Below are 19,091 nucleotides of genomic sequence, written 5' to 3' on the forward strand. Positions count from 1 at the left end.
CAGGCCTGGCAAACCATAGCGCTCCGATTACAACAGGCAATTTTCACCTGCTTTAAGGTGCAGTTGCGCTGGTAAGAATAAGGCCAGCTTTTGCTGGCCTTATTTGTTATGGTCATGCTGTCGTTAAACCAGGTTCAGTCAGTACCAATGCTATCAAACCAGCTTTTTGTTTGAGCCAGCGCCTGCATTACCTGCTCCGGCGCTGTGCCACCTAAGGCACACCGCCTTGCCATTCCCGCTTCCAGCGTCAGTGCCGGATATACATCATCGGCAATTAACCCGCTAACCTGCTGCAACTGATTCAGGCTAAGTGCTTCCAGCGGTAGTTGCTGTTTTGACGCAACCAGTACCAGCTCACCGGCACATTCATGGGCATCCCGAAACGGCATGCCTTTGCTTACCAGATAATCGGCTAAATCAGTGGCATTACTGTAACCAAGCTCGGCAGCCTTGCGGCACTGCTCATGATTAACACTCAGATGTGGTAACACTGTCGCCAGTACCAGCAAAGATTGCTGCCAGCTATGCATTAAATCAAAAAAGCCCTGCTTGTCTTCCTGCATATCCTTGTTGTAAGCCAGTGGCAGGCCTTTAAGCACATGTAAAATAGCCACCAGGTGGCCTAATACTCTGCCGGTTTTGCCCCGGAGTAACTCAAACACATCAGGGTTTTTCTTTTGCGGCATCAGTGATGAGCCAGAACTTATCGCATCACCGAGCTTGAAAAACCCAGCTTCACCGGAGCAAAAGAAAATCACATCTTCTGATAACCGGGATAAATGGGTCATACATAAGCTGGCAGTTGCAGAAAGTTCTACCAGATAATCACGATCTGATACGGCATCAAGACTGTTGAGTGCCGCCTGACTAAAGCCAAGCTCAGTTGCCAACACCTGACGGTCAATGGTTACACCGGTGCCCGCCAGGGCACCACACCCCAAAGGACAACAGTCCATTCTGGCTACGGCATCATCCAGCCTGCCCAGATCCCGTTTAAACATCTCCACATAAGCCAGGGCCCAGTGTGCGACCAAAACGGGCTGAGCCCGCTGCAAATGGGTAAAGCCCGGCATCACGGCCTGCTGTGCTTTCTCGGCAAACTCCAGCAAGGCCGCCAGTGCAGCCAGTAAAGATTTACGCACCGTGCCAGCTTGTAGCCGGGTCCATAACCTTAAGTCGGTAGCAACTAAGTCATTGCGGCTACGGCCGGTGTGCAGCTTTTTAGCCACACTGCCAAGCTTGGCAGTCAGCTGACTCTCTACCCAGCTATGAATATCCTCTTCCTGCGTTTGCAGCGGCAGACGCGGATCCGCTTCAATCGCAATTGCGAGATCTGCCAGCCCCTGATCCAGTTGCAATGCTTCAGCATCAGTAATAATCCCGGCTTGCAACAGCCCTTTAGCCCAGGCTCTGGACGCAGCGATATCCTGCTGCGCCAGCAAGTAATCAAAACTAAGTGAATCGTTAAAATCACGAAATTCGCTTAACGTCGCTTCAGTAAAACGTCCTCCCCACATTGCCATAATGGTTAGTCCTTTTGTTGATGCATTGCCCGGATCCGGCTGGCCAAACTATACAGCCGGATGAAACCAGCCGCATCTTTCTGATCGTATACCTCATCACCTTCAAAGGTTGCGAATGCCTCAGAATACAGGGTATTAACCGAGCGACGTTTAGCTACGGTAACATTGCCCTTATAAAGTTTAATAACGACATCACCGGTTAACTGCTCAGCCAGTGAGGTAGCGGCAGCCAGTAAGGCATCTTTTAACGGGGTAAACCAGCGGCCGTCATAAACCAGTTGGGCGAACTCCAGGCCTATTTCCTCACGGTACTTCAGCGAGCTGCGATCATATACCAACGCTTCCAGCCCTTTTAAGCCGGCCAACAGAATAGTACCGCCAGGCGTCTCGTAACAGCCGCGGGATTTCATTCCCACCAAGCGGTTTTCTACAATATCAATCCGGCCGATGCCATGTTCTGAGCCCAGTTCATTTAACAATTCTATCGCAGCTACACCATCAAGTTGCTGGCCGTTAACGCTGGTTAATAAGCCCCGCGCAAAGCTCAGTTCAACATAAGCAGGATGATCAGGTGCCTGCTCTGGCGATTTGGTCCACATCCATACCTGCTCGGATGGCTCGCACCAGGGATCTTCCAGCTCGCCGCCCTCGTGAGAAATATGCCATAAGTTAGCATCGCGGCTGTAAATCTTAGTCGCTGATGCGGTGGTTGGCACCTTTTTCTCTGCCAGATAGTCCAGCAAAGACTGACGTGAATTAAACTTCCATTCCCGCCATGGCGCGATAACTTTAAGCTGCGGCGCCAATGCTGCAAAACAACTTTCAAAGCGAACCTGATCATTGCCTTTGCCGGTACAACCATGGCATAACGCATCGGCCCCCAGCTCCAACGCCAGTTTAACCTGGGCACGGGCAATCACCGGCCGGGCCATTGAGGTACCCAGCAGGTACTGACCTTCGTATACCGCACCGGTTTTTAAAGTTGGAAATATCACCTCATTTACCAGCTCCTGCCTTAAATCAACAACATAGCAGCTGCTGGCACCCGAGTTTATGGCTTTTTGCTCAACACCCGCCAACTCTTCATCACCCTGACCGACATTGGCAACGAAGGCAATAACTTCACAGTTATAATTGTCTTTTAACCATGGCACGATAGCAGATGTATCCAAACCACCCGAATAAGCCAATACCACTTTTTTAACGCTCATTATTACCTCAACTAAATAAACTGACTAACACGGCATTCTGAGCATGCATCCGGTTTTCGGCCTGCTGCAATACCAATGAATAATCACTGTCCAGTACTTCACTGGTTACTTCCTGCCCCCTATGAGCCGGTAAACAGTGCATAAAATGTTTTACCGCTAACCGCTGCATTGCTGCGGTGTTTATCTGATAGTCGGCAAATAACTGGCCCACCTGTTTAGGGTCTGCTTTTGCGCCCATCGACAACCAGGTATCGGTATAGATGGCGTCGACGCCTGCAGCAGACGATAAATGCTGGCTAAGCACCAGTTTGGCACCGCTTTTTGCTGCCAGTTGCTGGGCTTTTAGTAACACATGAGCGTCGGGGCCAAAGCCCGGCGGCGTGATAACAGTCAGGTCCATACCCATAATGGCAGCTCCGAGCATTAATGAATGGCAAACATTATTGCCATCACCAACAAAAGCCAGATGAACCTTATTCAGCTCACCAAATTGTTCATGCAATGTCAGTAAATCTGCCAGTGCCTGGCAGGGATGATATAAATCACTCAGCGCATTAATAACCGGCTTTTGACTGCTTCGGGCCAGTTCTATCAGGGTTTTCTGGGAGAAAACCCGGGCCACTATTGCATCGGTCCAACACGCCAGGTTGCTACCAAAATCCTGCACGGATTCCCGAACGCCCATGGCACCGTTTTGTAAATCCAGATAGACACTATGCCCACCAAGCTTATGAATACCGACATCAAAGCTGACCCGGGTGCGCAAAGACGGCTTTTCAAATAACAAAGCAACACTTTTACCGGCCAATGCAGTGCGATACTGTGCCGGATCGCCCTTAATCTCCAGGGAAAGGGTCAGAATGTCACGCAGTTGGTGCTGGCTCAGATCGGTTAAGCACAGTAACTGGCTTAATTTACTCATAAAACACGCTGTAATCCGCCAGGCGGTTTCCCAGATTATGCCTGCAGTGCATTAATACACTGCGGCGGGTTTAATATAAAATGCAGGTGCCTACCGGCTCGTCCTGCATCAGTTTTAATAAGTTTTCAGGATGCTGCCAGCCCGCAACAATAATATTGCGTTGTAGCGCCAGGCCGGTTTCAAGTGCCGCATCAAGTTTCACTTTCATCCCACCTTTAATCACGCCGCTGGCTACCAATTCAGCAGCGCCTGCTGGTGTAAGCTCGGTAATCAGTTGCATCTGACTATCCAGAATACCTGGTACATCAGTCAGCAGCACCAGTTCGCCCTGCACTAACTGACAAATCGCTGCTGCAGCTAAATCAGCGTTAACATTCAGTAGCTGCCCTTCACTGCCTATACCCACTGAACTGAATATCGGAGTAAAACCTTGTTCTAGTAACACATTAAGCAGTGTTGCGTCATTCGCTTTGGCAAAACCTACCGCGCCCAGCTTACTATTGACGGTAAACTGCAAACTGCTGCCGGCAGATAAATTCAGACCAACCGGATTTAAACCCTGCAGCATGGCACGGCTAACCAGCTCAGCATTTACTGCGCCGTCTAAGGCGCCGGCAATAACGGGCATTTGCTCTGGCGGTGACACCCGCTGACCATCAATTTTTTCGGTGGTAAAGCCAAACTTTGCCAGCCACTGATCAACCTGGTCGCCGCCACCATGCACCAACACCACAGGCAGCTGATGTTTCAGCTGGCAGCAAACTGACAGTAACGCGTCCATTGCCGGGCGATCCTGCAACAGACGGCCACCCATTTTAATTACCAGGGGTAAGGTTTTCATACCACCACCCCGCTGAATAAACCGGCAGTTTCCGGTTTACCAAACCGGACATTGGCTGCCTGCATTGCCTGTGCCGCAGCACCTTTAAGCAGATTATCAATTGCTGAAACAACCACCAGCTGCTCACCATCCTGTTGCCAGTAAATATCACAGTATGGCGTACCGGCCACATTGGCGACATTGGGTGACTGGCTAAGCAACCGTACCAGCGGTTTGTGCTGGTATGCTTCGGTGAAGGCCTGTTTCACCTGCTCCGGGGTTATGCCCGCTTTTAATGTGACGACACTGGTTGCCAGTATGCCGCGCTTAAAATTACCTAAATGCGGAGTGAACACCACTTTCCTGCGTAAATTCTGTTCAATCTCTGGCCGGTGACGATGCCCGAAAAAGCCATAGGCATTCAGGCCCACTTCACAGAACGAGGTGCTGAGCGCGGCTTTACGGCCGGCACCAGACACCCCGCTAGTAGCATTTATTACCGGAATATTGTGCTCTGCCAGTAATTCATTTTTAATTAACGGCAGCAACGCCAGTGAGCAAGCCGTAGGGTAACAGCCGGGTACTGAAATTAAATCGCCTGGTACCTCACTCAACCACTCCATCAGACAATAGTCAGCATTAGCTAACAACTCTGGATGCTGATGCTGATAACCATAATACTTTGGATACAAATCCGCCTGTTTCAGCCTGAAAGCACCTGATAAATCAACAACCACGATGCCCGCCGCCAGCAGCAATGGGGTAACAGCTTCGCTCGCTTCATGCGGCAGTGCCAGAAAAGCCACATCTATCTGCAACGAACTTATCCGCTCGTCCTGCCAGGGCTCTACCACAATATCGATAGCATTAGTGAAACGCGGATATAACTGACTTAACGGCTCAGCGGTCCGGCCGCCAGAAGCAAACGCATAGTCCAGTGAGAAATAGGGGTTAGCTGCCAGCAATGCACATAACTCAGCGCCACTGTAGCCAGCAGCACCTAACACGGCGCTTCGAATTTTTTGTTCAGAAGAAGAAACTAAAGACATGTTAACCATACTCAATTGCAAAACCAGCTAAAAGTTATAGCATAAAACGGTTGCTAGTGTAGAACGGCAAACATGCAGAATCAACAATAATTATGCTGTTTTTGTGAATTTTTATTTATTCTTCTAAAGGTCAGCTAATCTGGACCAGCATGACTTATCACCGTGTTACGCCCCTGGTTTTTTGCCCGGTACAATGCCCTGTCAGCATCGATAAGTAGTTGCTTACCATCATCTTTATGGTTAAGCGTTGCCAACCCTATACTCAGAGTAATGGTTAGCTCGGGGACAACATCGGTAAAGCTGGTTTCGGATACGCGCAGACGAAGCCTGTCGCATACTTCCTGCGCCAGTGGCAGGGGAGTATCCGGTAACAGAATAACAAACTCCTCGCCACCCCAACGGGCCAGTGTGTCTATATCACGACAATATTGCTGCAACGTTGCCGCCACCCGTTTTAATACCTCATCGCCAACGCTGTGCGACCAGTTATCGTTAACCTGTTTAAAATGATCGATATCCAATAAGGCCAGGCAAAGCGGTTCTTGTTGTCGCTTTGCCCTTTTCAGTTCATGTTGCATCGCCTCGTCGAATGCCCGACGATTAGCCAGGCCGGTGAGCGAATCTAACCTGGCCAGCGCAGCAAGTTCTGCTGTTTTTTCCGCTACCTGCATCTTTAGTTTCAGTTCACTGCGTTTTAAGCTGGCCAGCCGCCAGCGAACTGTAATAATAACCAATGCAGCTAACAACAATAAGGCAAGCAGCTGAAAGACCGGTCGTTGCCACAGATGCGGGGCTATCGTAAACGAAACAGTTGCGACAGCAGGGCTCCAGCCACCGTCCGGATAAGAAGCAGCGACATTAAAGGTATAGTGGCCTGGCGCTAAGTTAGTATATTGCACGTTAGCCTGGGTACCCCGGCTCACCCAGTCCCGCTCAAACCCATCTAGCCTGGTCCGGTATTGAATACGCTGCGGCATAATGTAACCAAGGCCAGCATATTCTAATTCTATCCGGCTGATACCGGCGGCAAGCGCTACCGGTTGTTGCGGCAAATACTGTTTGCCATCCGCAACCAGCTTTTCCAGCACTACCGGCGGTGTGACCGCTGAAAATGAACTTAGTCTGGCAGGTTGAACTTTGCTGACTCCTACAGAGGTGGCCACCCATACCGAACCATCACTATGGAGACTGGCTGCCGGTGATGAACCGCCATTCGCCTGCGCGCTGGCCATGCCATCACTTTCACCAAACAACTCGTAGTTGATGTTGTCCCGCCGGCCATAAATTACATCAAGTGCTTGCTGCCTTGCCAGTCGCAACACCCCCCTGTTTGTGGAAATCCAGAAGTGCTGTTGTTCATCAATAACCAGTTGAAACAGTTTATCAAACGGCATACCGTGACTACGCCCTATCAGGGCAAGTTGGCCACTGACCAGGTTAAACGCCACCAGCCCCCGATCAGTTGTCATCCAGAGAATGTCTGCTTCGGGGTCTTCTACAAAACCAAAAGCATACTCGGCCTGATCCAATACACTGAAATCAAGTTGGGAAACTTCCCCGTTCTGCCAAATGGAAACTCCGGCACCGCTGCCAATAAAAATCCTGCCATCAGCGGCCTGATGCAAAGCCATAATAAAAGGGGATGGCAGCGCTACGGCATCGATTGGCGTGCTCAACTGGCCATTTTCAATTAACGTTAATCCTTGCGCTGTGCCAACCAGCACCGAGCCATCCGCCCGGGGTAGAATTGCCCGTACTTCATTTGCTGCCAGGCCATCTTTGCTATTGTAGTGCGCAATAACCTTACCATCGGCATAGTGCAACAAACCATCAGTGTAAGTACCAATCCATAAGCTTTGGTGCTGCCCCATCGCCAGGCTGAGCACTGATTGCCCTTTGGCATGACTGGATAAATCGATGTTACGGATAGTCCCGTCGCATATGTGATCGAGGCCTCTGCTGCTGCCGACATATACACAGGCTGCGCCATCAGACATTACTGTCCGGACATAATTATCGGCTAATCCCTGCTCACTGCTGTAGGTGGTAAACGGCGCATCACGCAGCCGGAACATGCCGCCGTTAGTGCCTACCCATAAACTGCGCTCTTTATCACGCCAAAGTGCCAGAACCCGGTTATTCGGTAAGCCCTGCTCTATGCTAAGCTGCTCTACCTTGTTGCCATAAAGTCGCAATAAACCGCGGTCTACGGTACCTATCCATAACTCTCCCGACGTCTCTGCTAATAATGTTGCAACAGGCACACCCGCCAGTAACTCAGTTAATTGCTGTTGTTGATCAAGTTGAAACAAGCCCCGCTCTGTGCCAATCAGCAGCTGCTGCTGGCTGTCGGCTGCCAGCGCAAAAACAGGCGCAGTGAGCTGCGAAGATAACGGGCGGCTAAGTGTCAGTGAGTTGTCAATTAACGCCAGGCCCGCCATCGTGCCCACCCAAATCTGGCCAAGGTGGTCTTCAAAAATGCTGTGCGCTGCATTGGCCGGTAAACCGTTGTCTTCGGTAAATTGACGCCGCCGGCCATCCGGAGTTTGCACAACAACGCCTTCACCTTCAGTAGCCAGCCATAGTCTTTGCTGACTGTCTACCAACACTTTATTAATCAAGACGCCAAGCGGAGGATAGCTTTGCCATTGCTGACCATTTACCCTCGCGATACCGCCACGTGAACCGGCTACCAGCAAATCGCCATTCGCAGCAACATATAAGGAACGAATGCCGGAGTCAGGTAGCCCGGTTCGTTCGCTACGCTCAAAAATATCGAAGCGGCGACCATTAAAGCGGGCAACTCCCTCCCAGGTAGCGAACCACAGGTAGCCGTCAGGTGTCTGGGCAATGGCATTCACGGTGTTATGAGGTAAACCATCAACGGTACTCCAGCGTTCACTGAAGTAGCTGTCAAGACTGACAATATCATTGTCTGCTGCGCCTGCGGGAGCAACCAGCATGCCACTTAGCAGCCACAACAGGCTGACAGCAGCTTTTCGGCAAACAGTTAACAACGGCATGGCCAATCCCTGTTTCAAGAAAACTGAACTTGATCCAGCAAGATTACCGTTTTTGCCTTTACTTGGGAAGCCTCACTAATCAGCAAAGGCTAAAGTACTGGCCGGGCCCCAAGCAAATGACATATTGCGTAGCTTAACTCACTGCGGTTAAGGGTATAAAAGTGAAACTGATCAACCCCCTCGCGGCTTAACACTTTAACCATCTCCATCGCAATATTTGCCCCGACCAGGTTACGGGTAACCGGGTCGTTATCCAGCCCCTGATAAGCTTTATTCATCCAGCCCGGGATCGCTACGTTGGTGAGGCCGGCAAACTTTTGCAATTGCTGAAAATTTGTTACCGGCAAAATACCCGGAATAATATCAACATCAATACCGATTGCGGCACAGCGGTCCCGGTAACGCAGAAACTTTTCACTATCAAAAAAGAACTGCGTAATTGCCCTTGAGGCTCCGGCGTCGACTTTACGTTTCAGGTTTAATAAATCGAACTGGGCGTTCGGTGCCTGCGGGTGCACTTCAGGGTAAGCAGCAACTGAAATATCAAAATCAGCTACTGAACGTAAAATTTCAACCAGATCAGCGGCATACAATTCTGGCACGGCTGTACTGCCTGGCGGTAAATCGCCCCGTAATGCTACTATATGCCTTATACCGTTTTGCCAGTAATCGCCTGCAATATCTATTAGTTGCTGTTTAGTGGCGTCAACACAGGTTAAATGAGGTGCCGCAATTAAGCCGGTGCGCTGCTTAATTGACTTGATAATATCGTGAGTACGATCGCGCTCACCCGAGTTCGCGCCATAAGTTACTGATACAAACGACGGCGCCAGCGGCGCAAGCCTTTCTATTGACTGCCACAGGGTTTGCTCCATTTGCGCAGTTTTTGGCGGAAAAAATTCAAAGCTTACATTAACTTTACCCTGCACATCATTCAGGTTGCGGTTAATAGAATCCAGATATTGAGCGTTAGCAAAGGCCATAATTATTCTCGTTAAATCAACGTACTTAGTGGCTTACGCCGGTTAAAATAAGCTGCTGACACAACTGCGCCACATCAGCATGAATACCACCGGCAGTTACCTGTCTGCCAGCTCCCGGGCCTTTTAATACCAATGGGTTATCACAATACCACTGGCTTTCAATCACAAAAATATTGTCACAGGGAGTCAGCGCCGCCAGCGGCTCATCAGCGGCCACCTGCAGTAAGGTTACCTCAGCTGTGACCCCTTCACTGTCAAGGGTTAAACTGGCCGCATAGCGCAGTACCTTACCCGCAGCATTGGCATTGGCCCAGGCTTTTGCCAGCATGTCATCAAGCAGCCCACGTTGCTGCCATGCTTCAGGCCAGCTGCCGGCAGCAAGTGCCTCAGGCATTAACGGCTGCAACCTGATTTGCTCCAACTCCAGATTTAACCCAAGCTCACGTGCCAGCACCAGTAACTTACGCTGTACATCCTTACCTGATAAATCGTCCCGCGGATCAGGCTCGGTTAAACCCAGCTCTGTTGCTTCAGCCAGCAAACCGGAAAACGGTTGACTACCATCAAACTTGCATAACAACCAGGAAAGTGTGCCTGAAAAAATACCGCTGATTTTCTTAATACTATCGCCGCTTTGCTGCAGGGTCTGTATTACCTGCTGCACCGGAATACCGGCGCCAACTGTGGTATTGCTACGCCAGCTCAGCTGATGATGCTTTAACTCTGCTCTGATAGCGTTATATTCTGCAAGAGGCAGCGTTACCCCCTGTTTATTGGCACTGATAATATGGCAGCCCGCTTTAATAAAATCCGGATATTGTCGGGCAAACTGCTGACTGGGTGTAATGTCGACCAAGACTTTAGGGCCTGGCAATTGCCGGATATATGTCAGCAGCTCAGTAGCTGAATAGCTGTCGGCGCAGGCCAGCTGGTCCTGCCATTTTGCCGGATTAAGCGCTTCACCTAATAACGCCCGGCGCGAATTAAACACCCCTGCCAGCGTCAGCTTAATCTCACTGCTAAGTGCAGCCTGCTGTTTAGACAGCATCTGCAAAAACTCAGCGCCAACATTACCGGTGCCGGCCACCAGTAATTGCAAACGAGGCTTAGTGGCAACACAATGCTGATGAACCTGATTTAACTCAGTCACTGTTAACTCCTGTTTAAACAGCCAGACGGCCAGTTGATCATTTTCATAAAAGTGCTGGATATCCAGTTGCTGTAATAACTCAGACAACTCAGAATTTACCTGCTGCCTGGCCCTGCCTTTAAGCCATACCAGTGCATAGTAATCAGAGGTATCTGTCAGCGGATGACTACCGTGCTGTTGCAACAATGCCGCAGCCACGGTCCAGGCTGAAGCTGGAATAAGCCAGCGCTGGCTGGTTTCATCGGTGCCGTTATCCTGCTGCGGTAGCACCACAACCGGGACTTGTAACTGCTCAGCCAGCGCCACTGCACTTATTTGCGGACGACGGGCCAGCGATACTAACCGCACCTGCGCTAAACTGGTTAAAAACGCCTGGTTAGCTGCCGTTGGTACAACTTCACAGCCTTCATGCTCCGGCTGCAATGCGCTGCGCACTAGTAAACTGGTGCGACTGCCAGTCAGCGGCGCCAGCGTACGGGCATGCAGTACCGGATTACCCAGTGCCGCCAGCTGACATGCCTGACGAACATTCACTCTGGCATAAGGTATGGCGCTGGCACATTTTCGCGGGTCAGCGCTGTAAATGGCTTTTACATCTGTCCAGATACTGACGCTGTCTGCAGCTAACAGCGCAGCCAGCAGGGTTGCGCTGTAATCACTGCCGTTGCGGCCAAGGGTGATGCTGTCGCCCTGTTGATTTTTACCAATGTAGCCGGTAACAACATGTATGACATTTGCACTGGTACCGGAAGACGCCGTTGTTTCTGTTACCTTTTTTAGCAAGGCTGAGCTGTGTTGCCAGTCAGGTTCAACGTCGTTAAAGCGCAGAAACTGCCGGGCATCAACTGCAACAGCTGGCTTGCCCTGTTCCGTCAACATTGCTGCCAGTAGCGTGGCCGATAGTAACTCACCAATTGCCAGCACTTCGTTGTTCTGTTGCCTGGCCAGCCAGGCAGGTATTTGGGAAAACCAGTACTGCACTGTTGCAAGCACCCGGCCAGTGGCGGGCCCGGATAAGCTGGCGCTGATAAGTTGCAGTAACCTAGCCTGCAGTTGCGCGATTAATACACTGCTTTCCCCTTGTTGCTGATAGCTGCTGATAATTGCCAGCAACTCGTCGGTGGTATCACCTGGCGCTGATACCACTACCCAGGGCTGTCCCTGCTGTTGCTTTACCAGCCTGGTAACCGCCTGAAAACGGGCGGTGCTGGCCAGACTGCTGCCACCGAATTTATGAACGCTGATCAGGTTCCGGGGGGATGTTGCTGCTAATTGCTGACTCATTTTCATTGCTACCAGAATGCAGTGAGAGCGGGATTTAGCCTGAATTGCTGGTCGGCTGCCCGATTATCTGCCCTGCCACTGGCAAGGCGTTCGCTGTTATTGCTAACTGGCGTGGTTGCCAGCCAGTTTGCCACGGCATTAAAGCCTGTTTGTAAATCGGCAATCAGGTCTGCCGCGGCTTCAATTCCCACCGACAACCGGATTAACGTTGGGCCGATACCAGCAGTCTGCTGGGCGGCAGCATCCATTGAGGCATGAGTCATGGTTCCCGGATGGCAAATCAGGCTTTCAATTCCCCCTAATGACTGAGCAAGGGTAAATAACCGCAGACTGGCAAAAAACACCGGTAACGCTTCAGCTGGGGCAGCCAAATCAAAACTGCACATGGCACCAAACCCTGTCTGCTGTGTTTTAGCTATAGCGTGGCCGGGATGATCAACCAGCCCGGGATAGTATAATTTACTGACCAGCGGCTGACGTTGTAAAAAACTGACCAGCTCCGCGGTATTCTGTTGCTGCAGTTGCAGCCGCGGTACCAGTGTGCGCAGGCCGCGCAGGGTCATATAGCTGTCAAACGCCGGCCCGGTAACCCCCAGGCAATTCGCCCACCATTTAAGCTCATCGCCAATCGCCGGGTCGTTAGCCACCAGAACACCGCCAACAATATCACTGTGGCCATTAATGTATTTTGTAGTGGAGTGCACCACAATATCGGCACCGAGCCGCAGCGGTTGTTGCAGGACCGGCGATAAAAATGTGTTATCTACCACTACTTTCGCCTGTAAGCTTTTGGCCAACTGGCATACCGCTTTTACGTCGGTAATTTGCAGCAACGGGTTACTTGGCGTTTCCAGCCAAATCATCGCAGGCTTTGCAGCGGTGACTTTTGCTACCCAGTCATGTTGTTGAAAATTAACAATTTGTAGTTTAAAAGCCTGCTTGCGCTGTGCCAGATTAGTAAATAACCGATAGCTACCACCATAGCAGTCATGCGGGATCAGCAGGGTATCATCCGGGCCCAGTAATTGCAGCGCCAGTAAACAGGCAGACATACCACTACCGGTAACAATTGCCCGCGCCCCCTGCTCTAAATGACATAAGGCATCTGCCAGGGTATCGCGGGTCGGGTTGTTTGAGCGGGAATAATCATACTGGCCGGGTTGTTTAAATGCCGGCAGTTCATAAGTAGACGTTAAATATAAAGGTGGGGTGACCGCGCCAAACGCCGTATCCTGAGCAATGCCGGCCCGGGCGGTAATGGTTGCAGCAGTTGAGTGAGACATAACGGCACCTTTGACTTTTACTTTTGGATGTTTAGACGTCTAAAAGTATATCGATCAAAAATTGGATGTCAAACCATTTAGCCGTCTATAATGATTATTTGTTGCCCACTATTGGACATAGCAGGATAAAAAGTTAGAATTTGGCAACTGCGCGAGCAAATACGAATAACCATTATAAATAACTAAGGTATCCTTATGGCTAAATGGAATGGTGAATACATCCATCCTTACGCGGAACATGGTAAAAAGTCAGAACAAGTCAAAAAAATTACCGTCTCTATTCCGTTGAATGTTTTAAAAGTATTAACCGACGAGCGCACCCGCCGCCAGGTCAATAACCTGCGCCATGCCACTAACAGTGAATTGTTGTGTGAAGCGTTTTTGCACGCATTTACCGGCCAGCCATTGCCTGCTGACGAAGACTTACGGAAAGATAATCCGCATCAGATCCCAACCGAAGTGCGGCAAATTCTGACCAGCATGGGTAAACCTATTCCGGTGATTATTGAAGCAGATACCACCGAGGAGTAATGCCATTGCGTCCGGTTCCGGAAAACCGCCTGATGGCGGTTTTTTTATTGGGGATGCCACCGGGTGAGTGTGAAAAAAGCATACCGGGAGCCTTTGTCAGCTGATAAGCCCCAGCTCCAGCGCCAGCAAAACAGCCCGGGTGCGGTCGCGGACCCCAAGCTTAGCCAGAATAGCAGAGCATTGGTTTTTAACTGTTCCCTCAGATTTATACAGTGCATTAGCAATTTCTTTGTTGCTGTATCCCGCCGCCATCAGTTGCAGAATTTCCAGCTCTTTGTCAGTAAGCGGCTCCAGCTCAGTTGGCATAGTAAAATCAGCATGGGTGCTATCCCTTACACTTGTCAGTAACCGCTCGGTAATATTTGGCGCAAACCAGCTGCCGCCCTCAGCCAGAGTCGCGATGGCCTGGATAAGCGTTTCCAGTGATACATCTTTTAATAAAAAGCCCCTCGCACCAAAGCTAATACTTTTCAATACCAGTTCATGTTCATCAAAGGTCGTCAGAATAAGCACCGGGGTAACAATACCCGCCTGTTTTAAAGCAGCCAGCGTTTGCACGCCGTTCATTACCGGCATAGATAAATCCAGCAGAATCACGTCTGGATTCAGTTGCTGGCACGCATCGACTACCACCGAACCGTCTGCACACTCACCCACGACTTCTGCTTTGCCTGAAATACCAAGCAGGCTTTTAATGCCATCCCGGATCAGTTTCTGATCATCAACCAGCAATACCTTATGCATTGTCACTCTCTTTGTAAGGCAAAATGATGTGCAGCTGCATTGCCCGCTCCCGGGTAGTGAGCTCAAGCGTGCCATCGCACTCTGCTAAGCGTTCCCGCATACCGGTAATACCATTACCCGGCTGCCAATGTGGCATCAGAACACCATTGTCATAAATAACTAATTGCAACTGCCCCTTTGCTACGCCAGCTTCGATATTTACGGTACTGGCGCCACTGTGTTTTAAACTGTTGCTCAAGGCTTCCTGAATAATACACAACAGATGTTGGGCCTGGCTTAGATCATTAAGCATAATATCCGCCGGGATCTGCAGTTTGACGGCCAGCTGCTCCGGTAGTAATCGGGTTAGTGAAGTTACTGCATCCTGTAAGCTGACGTCTGCGTACTGACGCATGGTACTTACCGCTTCCCTAACATCGGCTAATAACAATTTTGCCAGCTTATGGCACTGATCCACCTGCACTTTTGCATCTCCACCGCTTAAGTGGCTTGCTACCTGCAACTGAATTGTCAATGCCGTTAAATGGTGACCAACCAAATCATGCAGATTGCGGGCAATCCGGGTGCGCTCACTTTGCCGGGACGCTGCTTGCAGCAATTGCTGGGTTGCCAGTAACTGTTGATGCTTTTGCTCCAGCTCTTCTTTGGCGGCTTCAGCATCCCGGCTGGCACTTTGCACCAACACTGCAAACAGATGAAAACAGCCGTAAAGCAATGCGGTGATCCAGACGCTGCTACCGGTTTGCCAGGCAATCATCAGATGCCAAAGTGCCACTACCAGAATTGTCAGCAGCATCGCCTGGCCGGTTCTCAGCACAAACGGCAGCATGGCTGCCCAGATAATGGTTAAAATAGCCAAAAATTCAAAGTTTCGCTCCGGCAGCAGCCACTGCAGCGCAAACGCTAACAGCAGCTGCAGCGCCAATAACCAGGGCCCATAGCGGCCCCTTAATGTAAAGGGCCCTTGCTCCCGGGTTAGCAGCCAGAACACAGAGCCATATCCTGAAAACAGGGCATGCAGTAGCACTGCTCCCTGCGCCGGAACTGTTTTCTGCAGAATATACAGGGTAATGCCATAAACCATGAGCCAGGTTAATAAACCGGCCAAACTGGCAAAATCAATTTTTCTCTTCATTGAGTTATTATGCGATGTCGCGAGATAACTGCAATAGGCCAGAAGTCATATTGGAAAATCCTGACTTATGGCACCTGCGATTACTACGTCACAGGTTTAAGCTCTCCGTATAAACCAAGGAGGCTTATCATGTTAGCGATCCACACTACGTTGTTATATATGCACATCTTTTTAGGCGCTATCGCGCTAATGGTATTCTGGCTACCCATCTTCGCTCGCAAAGGGGGAAAGCTGCATATAGTGGCCGGCAAGGTGTTTTACACTGTTATGCTGGTTGTCTCGGGTTCCGGTATCATCATGAGTCTGATCGGGCTATCGGATCCAGTCGGTATTTATATAAACAGCAAACAGCTGAGCAGCGCCCAGATTGACAGCATTATGCTCTGGCGGATCCCGTTCACTTATTTTCTACTGCTGCTTAGTTTGCTGACCTGGGTAACGGTTCGCCATGCGATAGGTGTGCTCCGTGCCAAAGCTAACCGCGCTATGCTGCGCAGCTGGCAATATCAGGCTCCGGTATTACTAATGTTTCCTGCCGCAGTATTTGTTGGCTGGCAGGGCATAGATACCGGCATGCCCTTACTGATCATATTTGCAGTGGTCAGCTTGATAACGGCAACAACCATTTGCCTGTATGTCTACCGTGCAACAGTTGCACCCCGGGCCTGGATTATTGAACACTTCGGCTCCATGGTTGGCGCCGGCATTGCAGTATACACCGCCTTTTTTGCTGCTGGCGGCAGACGGGTACTCTCGCAATGGCTACCGGGCGAATGGCAACTGGTCAGCTGGCTGGCGGCACCAGTTATCGGCGTCACTGTGTTAATCGCGATGAAAGGTTATTACCAGCGTAAATATAAAGTTCAGCATAACAAGGCTTTACAACAAGGCTAAAGCTGGCTTACTGTCCTGTGTAGCCTTGGCACAGGACAGTACCACATGACGAACATCACACACCCGGCACTTCACAATAAAGTTATCTGGATCACCGGCGCCTCTGGCGGCATTGGCGAGGCAATGGCCCGAGAGCTGGCCGCAGCTGGCGCCCGGCTGATTTTAAGCGCCCGCCGCCAGGCAGAACTGGAGCGGGTTCGTGCCAGTCTGGCTAATGCATCCTCACATCTGATTCTACCGTTGGATATTACCGACAGTCAGGCGATAACTGACGCAGTTGCAACTATTTCCGAAAAAATTGGTGGCCTCGACTGGCTGATAAATAACGCAGGTATCAGTCAGCGCGCGCTAATTACAGACACTTCGCTGGAGACTGAACGAAAATTATTTGAAGTAGATTATTTTGGCCAGATTAACTTAACCCGCCAATGCTTACCATTGTTGCTGGCAGACGGTGGCGGTAAAGCAGTTTTTGTTTCATCTGTTGCCGGGTTAGTGGGTACTCAGTACCGTGGCAGTTATTCGGCCGCCAAAGCAGCATTGCATTTGTGGGCCAACAGCTTGCGTGCTGAGCTATTTGCTCAGGGGCTTACAGTTGCCACTGTTTTCCCGGGCTTTGTAAAAACCGATGTGTCATTAAACGCCCTGACCGGTGACGGCCTGCCATTGGGCGAGATGGACGCTGCTCAGGCGAATGCGATGAGCGCAGCACAGTTTGCCGAACAAGCAGTAAAAGCCTTACTGAAAGGTAAAAATTACATTGTTATTGGCGGCACGAAAGAGCGGCTGGCTGCATGGGTATCGCGACTGTCACCGGAACTACTTTATAAGATGATCCGAAAAAGCAAAGTTCGTTAAACATCAACCTTGCTTCCGGAATTAACGTTATTGATAATAGTTGTCAGGCAAATCGATCCGGGCTACCCCAGACTCAATAGCTGCTTCTGCTACTGCCCGGGCTACTCGTGGTAACAGCCTTGGATCCATTGGCTTAGGTATAATATACGCTTTACCAAATTCCAGCTTATCAATGTCAGCAGCTTTTAGCACGTCAGCAGGCACCGGCTCTTTGGCTATGGCGCGAATAGCATTAACTGCGGCAATTTTCATTTCATCATTAATAACACTGGCCCGCACATCAAGTGCACCGCGGAATATGAACGGAAAACACAGTACATTATTCACCTGATTCGGGTAATCTGAGCGGCCGGTTGCCATAATCAGATCTTTGCGGGCTGCGTGCGCCAGCTCTGGTTTAATTTCCGGATCAGGATTGGAGCAGGCAAAAATTACCGGATTCGCTGCCATTAACTGCAGTGCTTCAGGCGGCAGTACATCGGGCCCCGAGACACCAACAAATACATCTGCGCCTTTTAACGCATCTTCCAGCGTTCGTTTATCAGTATTATTAGCAAAAAGTAATTTATATTGGTTCAGATCATCACGCCTGGTATGAATAACCCCTTTTGTGTCCAACATATAAATATGCTCGCGCTGCGCACCACATTTAATCAGCAACTCCATACAGGCGATAGCCGCAGCGCCAGCCCCCATACAGACAATGATCGCTTTGCTGATATCTTTACCCTGAATTTCCAGCGCGTTCAGCATACCTGCAGCAGTAACAATAGCGGTACCATGCTGATCGTCATGAAACACCGGTATTTTACAGCGCTTAATCAACTCTTTTTCTATTTCAAAACATTCCGGTGCTTTAATATCTTCCAGATTAATACCACCAAAGGTATCAGCGATATTTGCCACTGTATTGATAAACTCTTCTGTGGTGCGGTGGCTGACTTCAATATCGATAGAGTCCAGATTAGCAAAACGTTTAAACAGCAACGCTTTGCCTTCCATTACAGGTTTTGACGCCATTGGTCCCAGATTACCTAAGCCAAGAATCGCCGTGCCATTGGTAATAACCGCCACCAGATTGCCTTTGGCAGTATATTTATAAACATTGTCGACGTCAGCGGCTATCTCCCGTACCGGCTCAGCTACGCCAGGGCTGTATGCCAGGGCTAAATCTTTCACTGTTTCTGCGGGTTTACTGATTTCAATACTAATTTTGCCCGGGGTCGGCTCTGCATGGTACCGCAGTGCCTGCTCTCTGAAATCTGACATCTTGTTTTCCTGCGTTTAATGAGTGAGGGTAACTTCTGATTATTATTGTAGTGCGACGGCAACAGCATGATCTTACCAGCGCAACTGCACCTTACTGACCATACCACTTTAGTTTTATTACCAGGTGTTATAGCAACTTCAGATGCAATCGCCAAGCCTGAGACCTGGTCAGAATTACCTAAAAAAGGGATTTTCCACAATAATCCGGTTGATAATTGCCAGGCATGCTGCTTAAGATTGCGTTTAATGTGACTAACTATCAGCAAATGTTGCCAGGTATTTCTGCTTAAAACCCCTGCATTTCAGGCGTATAGCCATCTAAAACCACTTTGCTCAACTGCATATTCAGCTAAATGCCGGAAATCAAACTATTTTTTTTAGTAATACTGACTATTTGGCTAAAAAACGACCA

The 19,091-nt window shown here is 49.9% G+C and carries 15 protein-coding genes; 3 read left to right on the forward strand and 12 right to left on the reverse strand.

Annotated elements, in window-relative coordinates:
- Positions 1–134: 134 nt before the first annotated feature.
- The 9 genes from argH to metB all read right to left on the reverse strand — a co-directional run bounded on the left by argH (position 135) and on the right by metB (position 13,248).
- On the reverse strand, positions 135–1,523 hold the full coding sequence (argH, locus tag KQY15_RS13230; RefSeq protein ID WP_217669919.1) for an argininosuccinate lyase: 1,389 nt from the start codon (positions 1,521–1,523) through the stop codon (positions 135–137).
- Positions 1,524–1,528: 5 nt separating this feature from the next.
- Positions 1,529–2,734 (reverse strand): argininosuccinate synthase, encoded by a 1,206-nt coding sequence (locus KQY15_RS13235; RefSeq protein ID WP_217669921.1) that lies wholly within the window; start codon positions 2,732–2,734, stop codon positions 1,529–1,531.
- A 7-nt stretch (positions 2,735–2,741) separates the two neighbouring features.
- Positions 2,742–3,656, reverse strand: a complete 915-nt coding sequence (locus tag KQY15_RS13240) for an ornithine carbamoyltransferase (protein ID WP_217669923.1) — start codon at positions 3,654–3,656, stop codon at positions 2,742–2,744.
- Positions 3,657–3,726: 70 nt separating this feature from the next.
- On the reverse strand, positions 3,727–4,497 hold the full coding sequence (gene argB / locus KQY15_RS13245) for an acetylglutamate kinase (RefSeq protein ID WP_217669925.1): 771 nt from the start codon (positions 4,495–4,497) through the stop codon (positions 3,727–3,729).
- Complete coding sequence (gene argC, locus KQY15_RS13250; RefSeq protein WP_254795704.1) at positions 4,494–5,525, reverse strand: N-acetyl-gamma-glutamyl-phosphate reductase; 1,032 nt, start codon at positions 5,523–5,525, stop codon at positions 4,494–4,496. Before argC ends, argB begins: the two co-directional genes overlap by 4 nt.
- Before the next feature lie 134 nt (positions 5,526–5,659).
- A complete protein-coding gene (locus KQY15_RS13255) occupies positions 5,660–8,548 on the reverse strand; it encodes a ligand-binding sensor domain-containing diguanylate cyclase (protein ID WP_217669927.1) in 2,889 nt (962 codons plus the stop codon).
- 89 nt (positions 8,549–8,637) lie between these two features.
- Positions 8,638–9,531, reverse strand: coding sequence for a methylenetetrahydrofolate reductase (gene metF, locus KQY15_RS13260; protein ID WP_217669929.1), 894 nt, complete (start codon positions 9,529–9,531; stop codon positions 8,638–8,640).
- 25 nt (positions 9,532–9,556) lie between these two features.
- Entirely contained in the window at positions 9,557–11,965 is a 2,409-nt protein-coding gene (metL, locus tag KQY15_RS13265; RefSeq protein ID WP_217669931.1) for a bifunctional aspartate kinase/homoserine dehydrogenase II, read from the reverse strand.
- An 8-nt stretch (positions 11,966–11,973) separates the two neighbouring features.
- Positions 11,974–13,248 carry a cystathionine gamma-synthase gene (metB, locus tag KQY15_RS13270; protein WP_217669933.1) on the reverse strand — a complete coding sequence of 425 codons (1,275 nt, stop codon included), beginning with the start codon at positions 13,246–13,248 and terminating at the stop codon, positions 11,974–11,976.
- Between the two features lie 195 nt (positions 13,249–13,443).
- Between metB and metJ the strand changes: the two genes are divergently transcribed.
- Positions 13,444–13,779 (forward strand): met regulon transcriptional regulator MetJ, encoded by a 336-nt coding sequence (metJ, locus tag KQY15_RS13275; RefSeq protein ID WP_046556823.1) that lies wholly within the window; start codon positions 13,444–13,446, stop codon positions 13,777–13,779.
- A 96-nt stretch (positions 13,780–13,875) separates the two neighbouring features.
- Here the strand turns inward: metJ and KQY15_RS13280 are convergent, their stop codons facing one another.
- Entirely contained in the window at positions 13,876–14,523 is a 648-nt protein-coding gene (locus KQY15_RS13280) for a response regulator (RefSeq protein WP_217669935.1), read from the reverse strand.
- Positions 14,516–15,658, reverse strand: a complete 1,143-nt coding sequence (locus KQY15_RS13285; protein WP_217669937.1) for a sensor histidine kinase — start codon at positions 15,656–15,658, stop codon at positions 14,516–14,518. The genes KQY15_RS13280 and KQY15_RS13285 overlap by 8 nt, the downstream gene beginning before the upstream one ends.
- Before the next feature lie 129 nt (positions 15,659–15,787).
- On the opposite strand from KQY15_RS13285, the gene KQY15_RS13290 reads away from it, so the two are divergent.
- Together KQY15_RS13290 and KQY15_RS13295 are read left to right on the forward strand one after the other, a co-directional pair.
- The gene (locus KQY15_RS13290) at positions 15,788–16,552 is read left to right on the forward strand and encodes a hypothetical protein (protein ID WP_217669939.1); all 765 of its coding nucleotides are present in this window, start codon (positions 15,788–15,790) and stop codon (positions 16,550–16,552) included.
- Positions 16,553–16,597: 45 nt separating this feature from the next.
- Complete coding sequence (locus KQY15_RS13295; protein WP_217669941.1) at positions 16,598–17,410, forward strand: SDR family oxidoreductase; 813 nt, start codon at positions 16,598–16,600, stop codon at positions 17,408–17,410.
- A gap of 27 nt (positions 17,411–17,437) precedes the next feature.
- On the opposite strand, the gene KQY15_RS13300 is transcribed toward KQY15_RS13295, so the two are convergent.
- Positions 17,438–18,679 (reverse strand): malic enzyme-like NAD(P)-binding protein, encoded by a 1,242-nt coding sequence (locus KQY15_RS13300; RefSeq protein ID WP_217669943.1) that lies wholly within the window; start codon positions 18,677–18,679, stop codon positions 17,438–17,440.
- Positions 18,680–19,091 lie beyond the last annotated feature (412 nt).

Source organism: Arsukibacterium indicum (assembly GCF_019100565.1).
Lineage (GTDB): Bacteria > Pseudomonadota > Gammaproteobacteria > Enterobacterales > Alteromonadaceae > Alishewanella > Alishewanella indicum.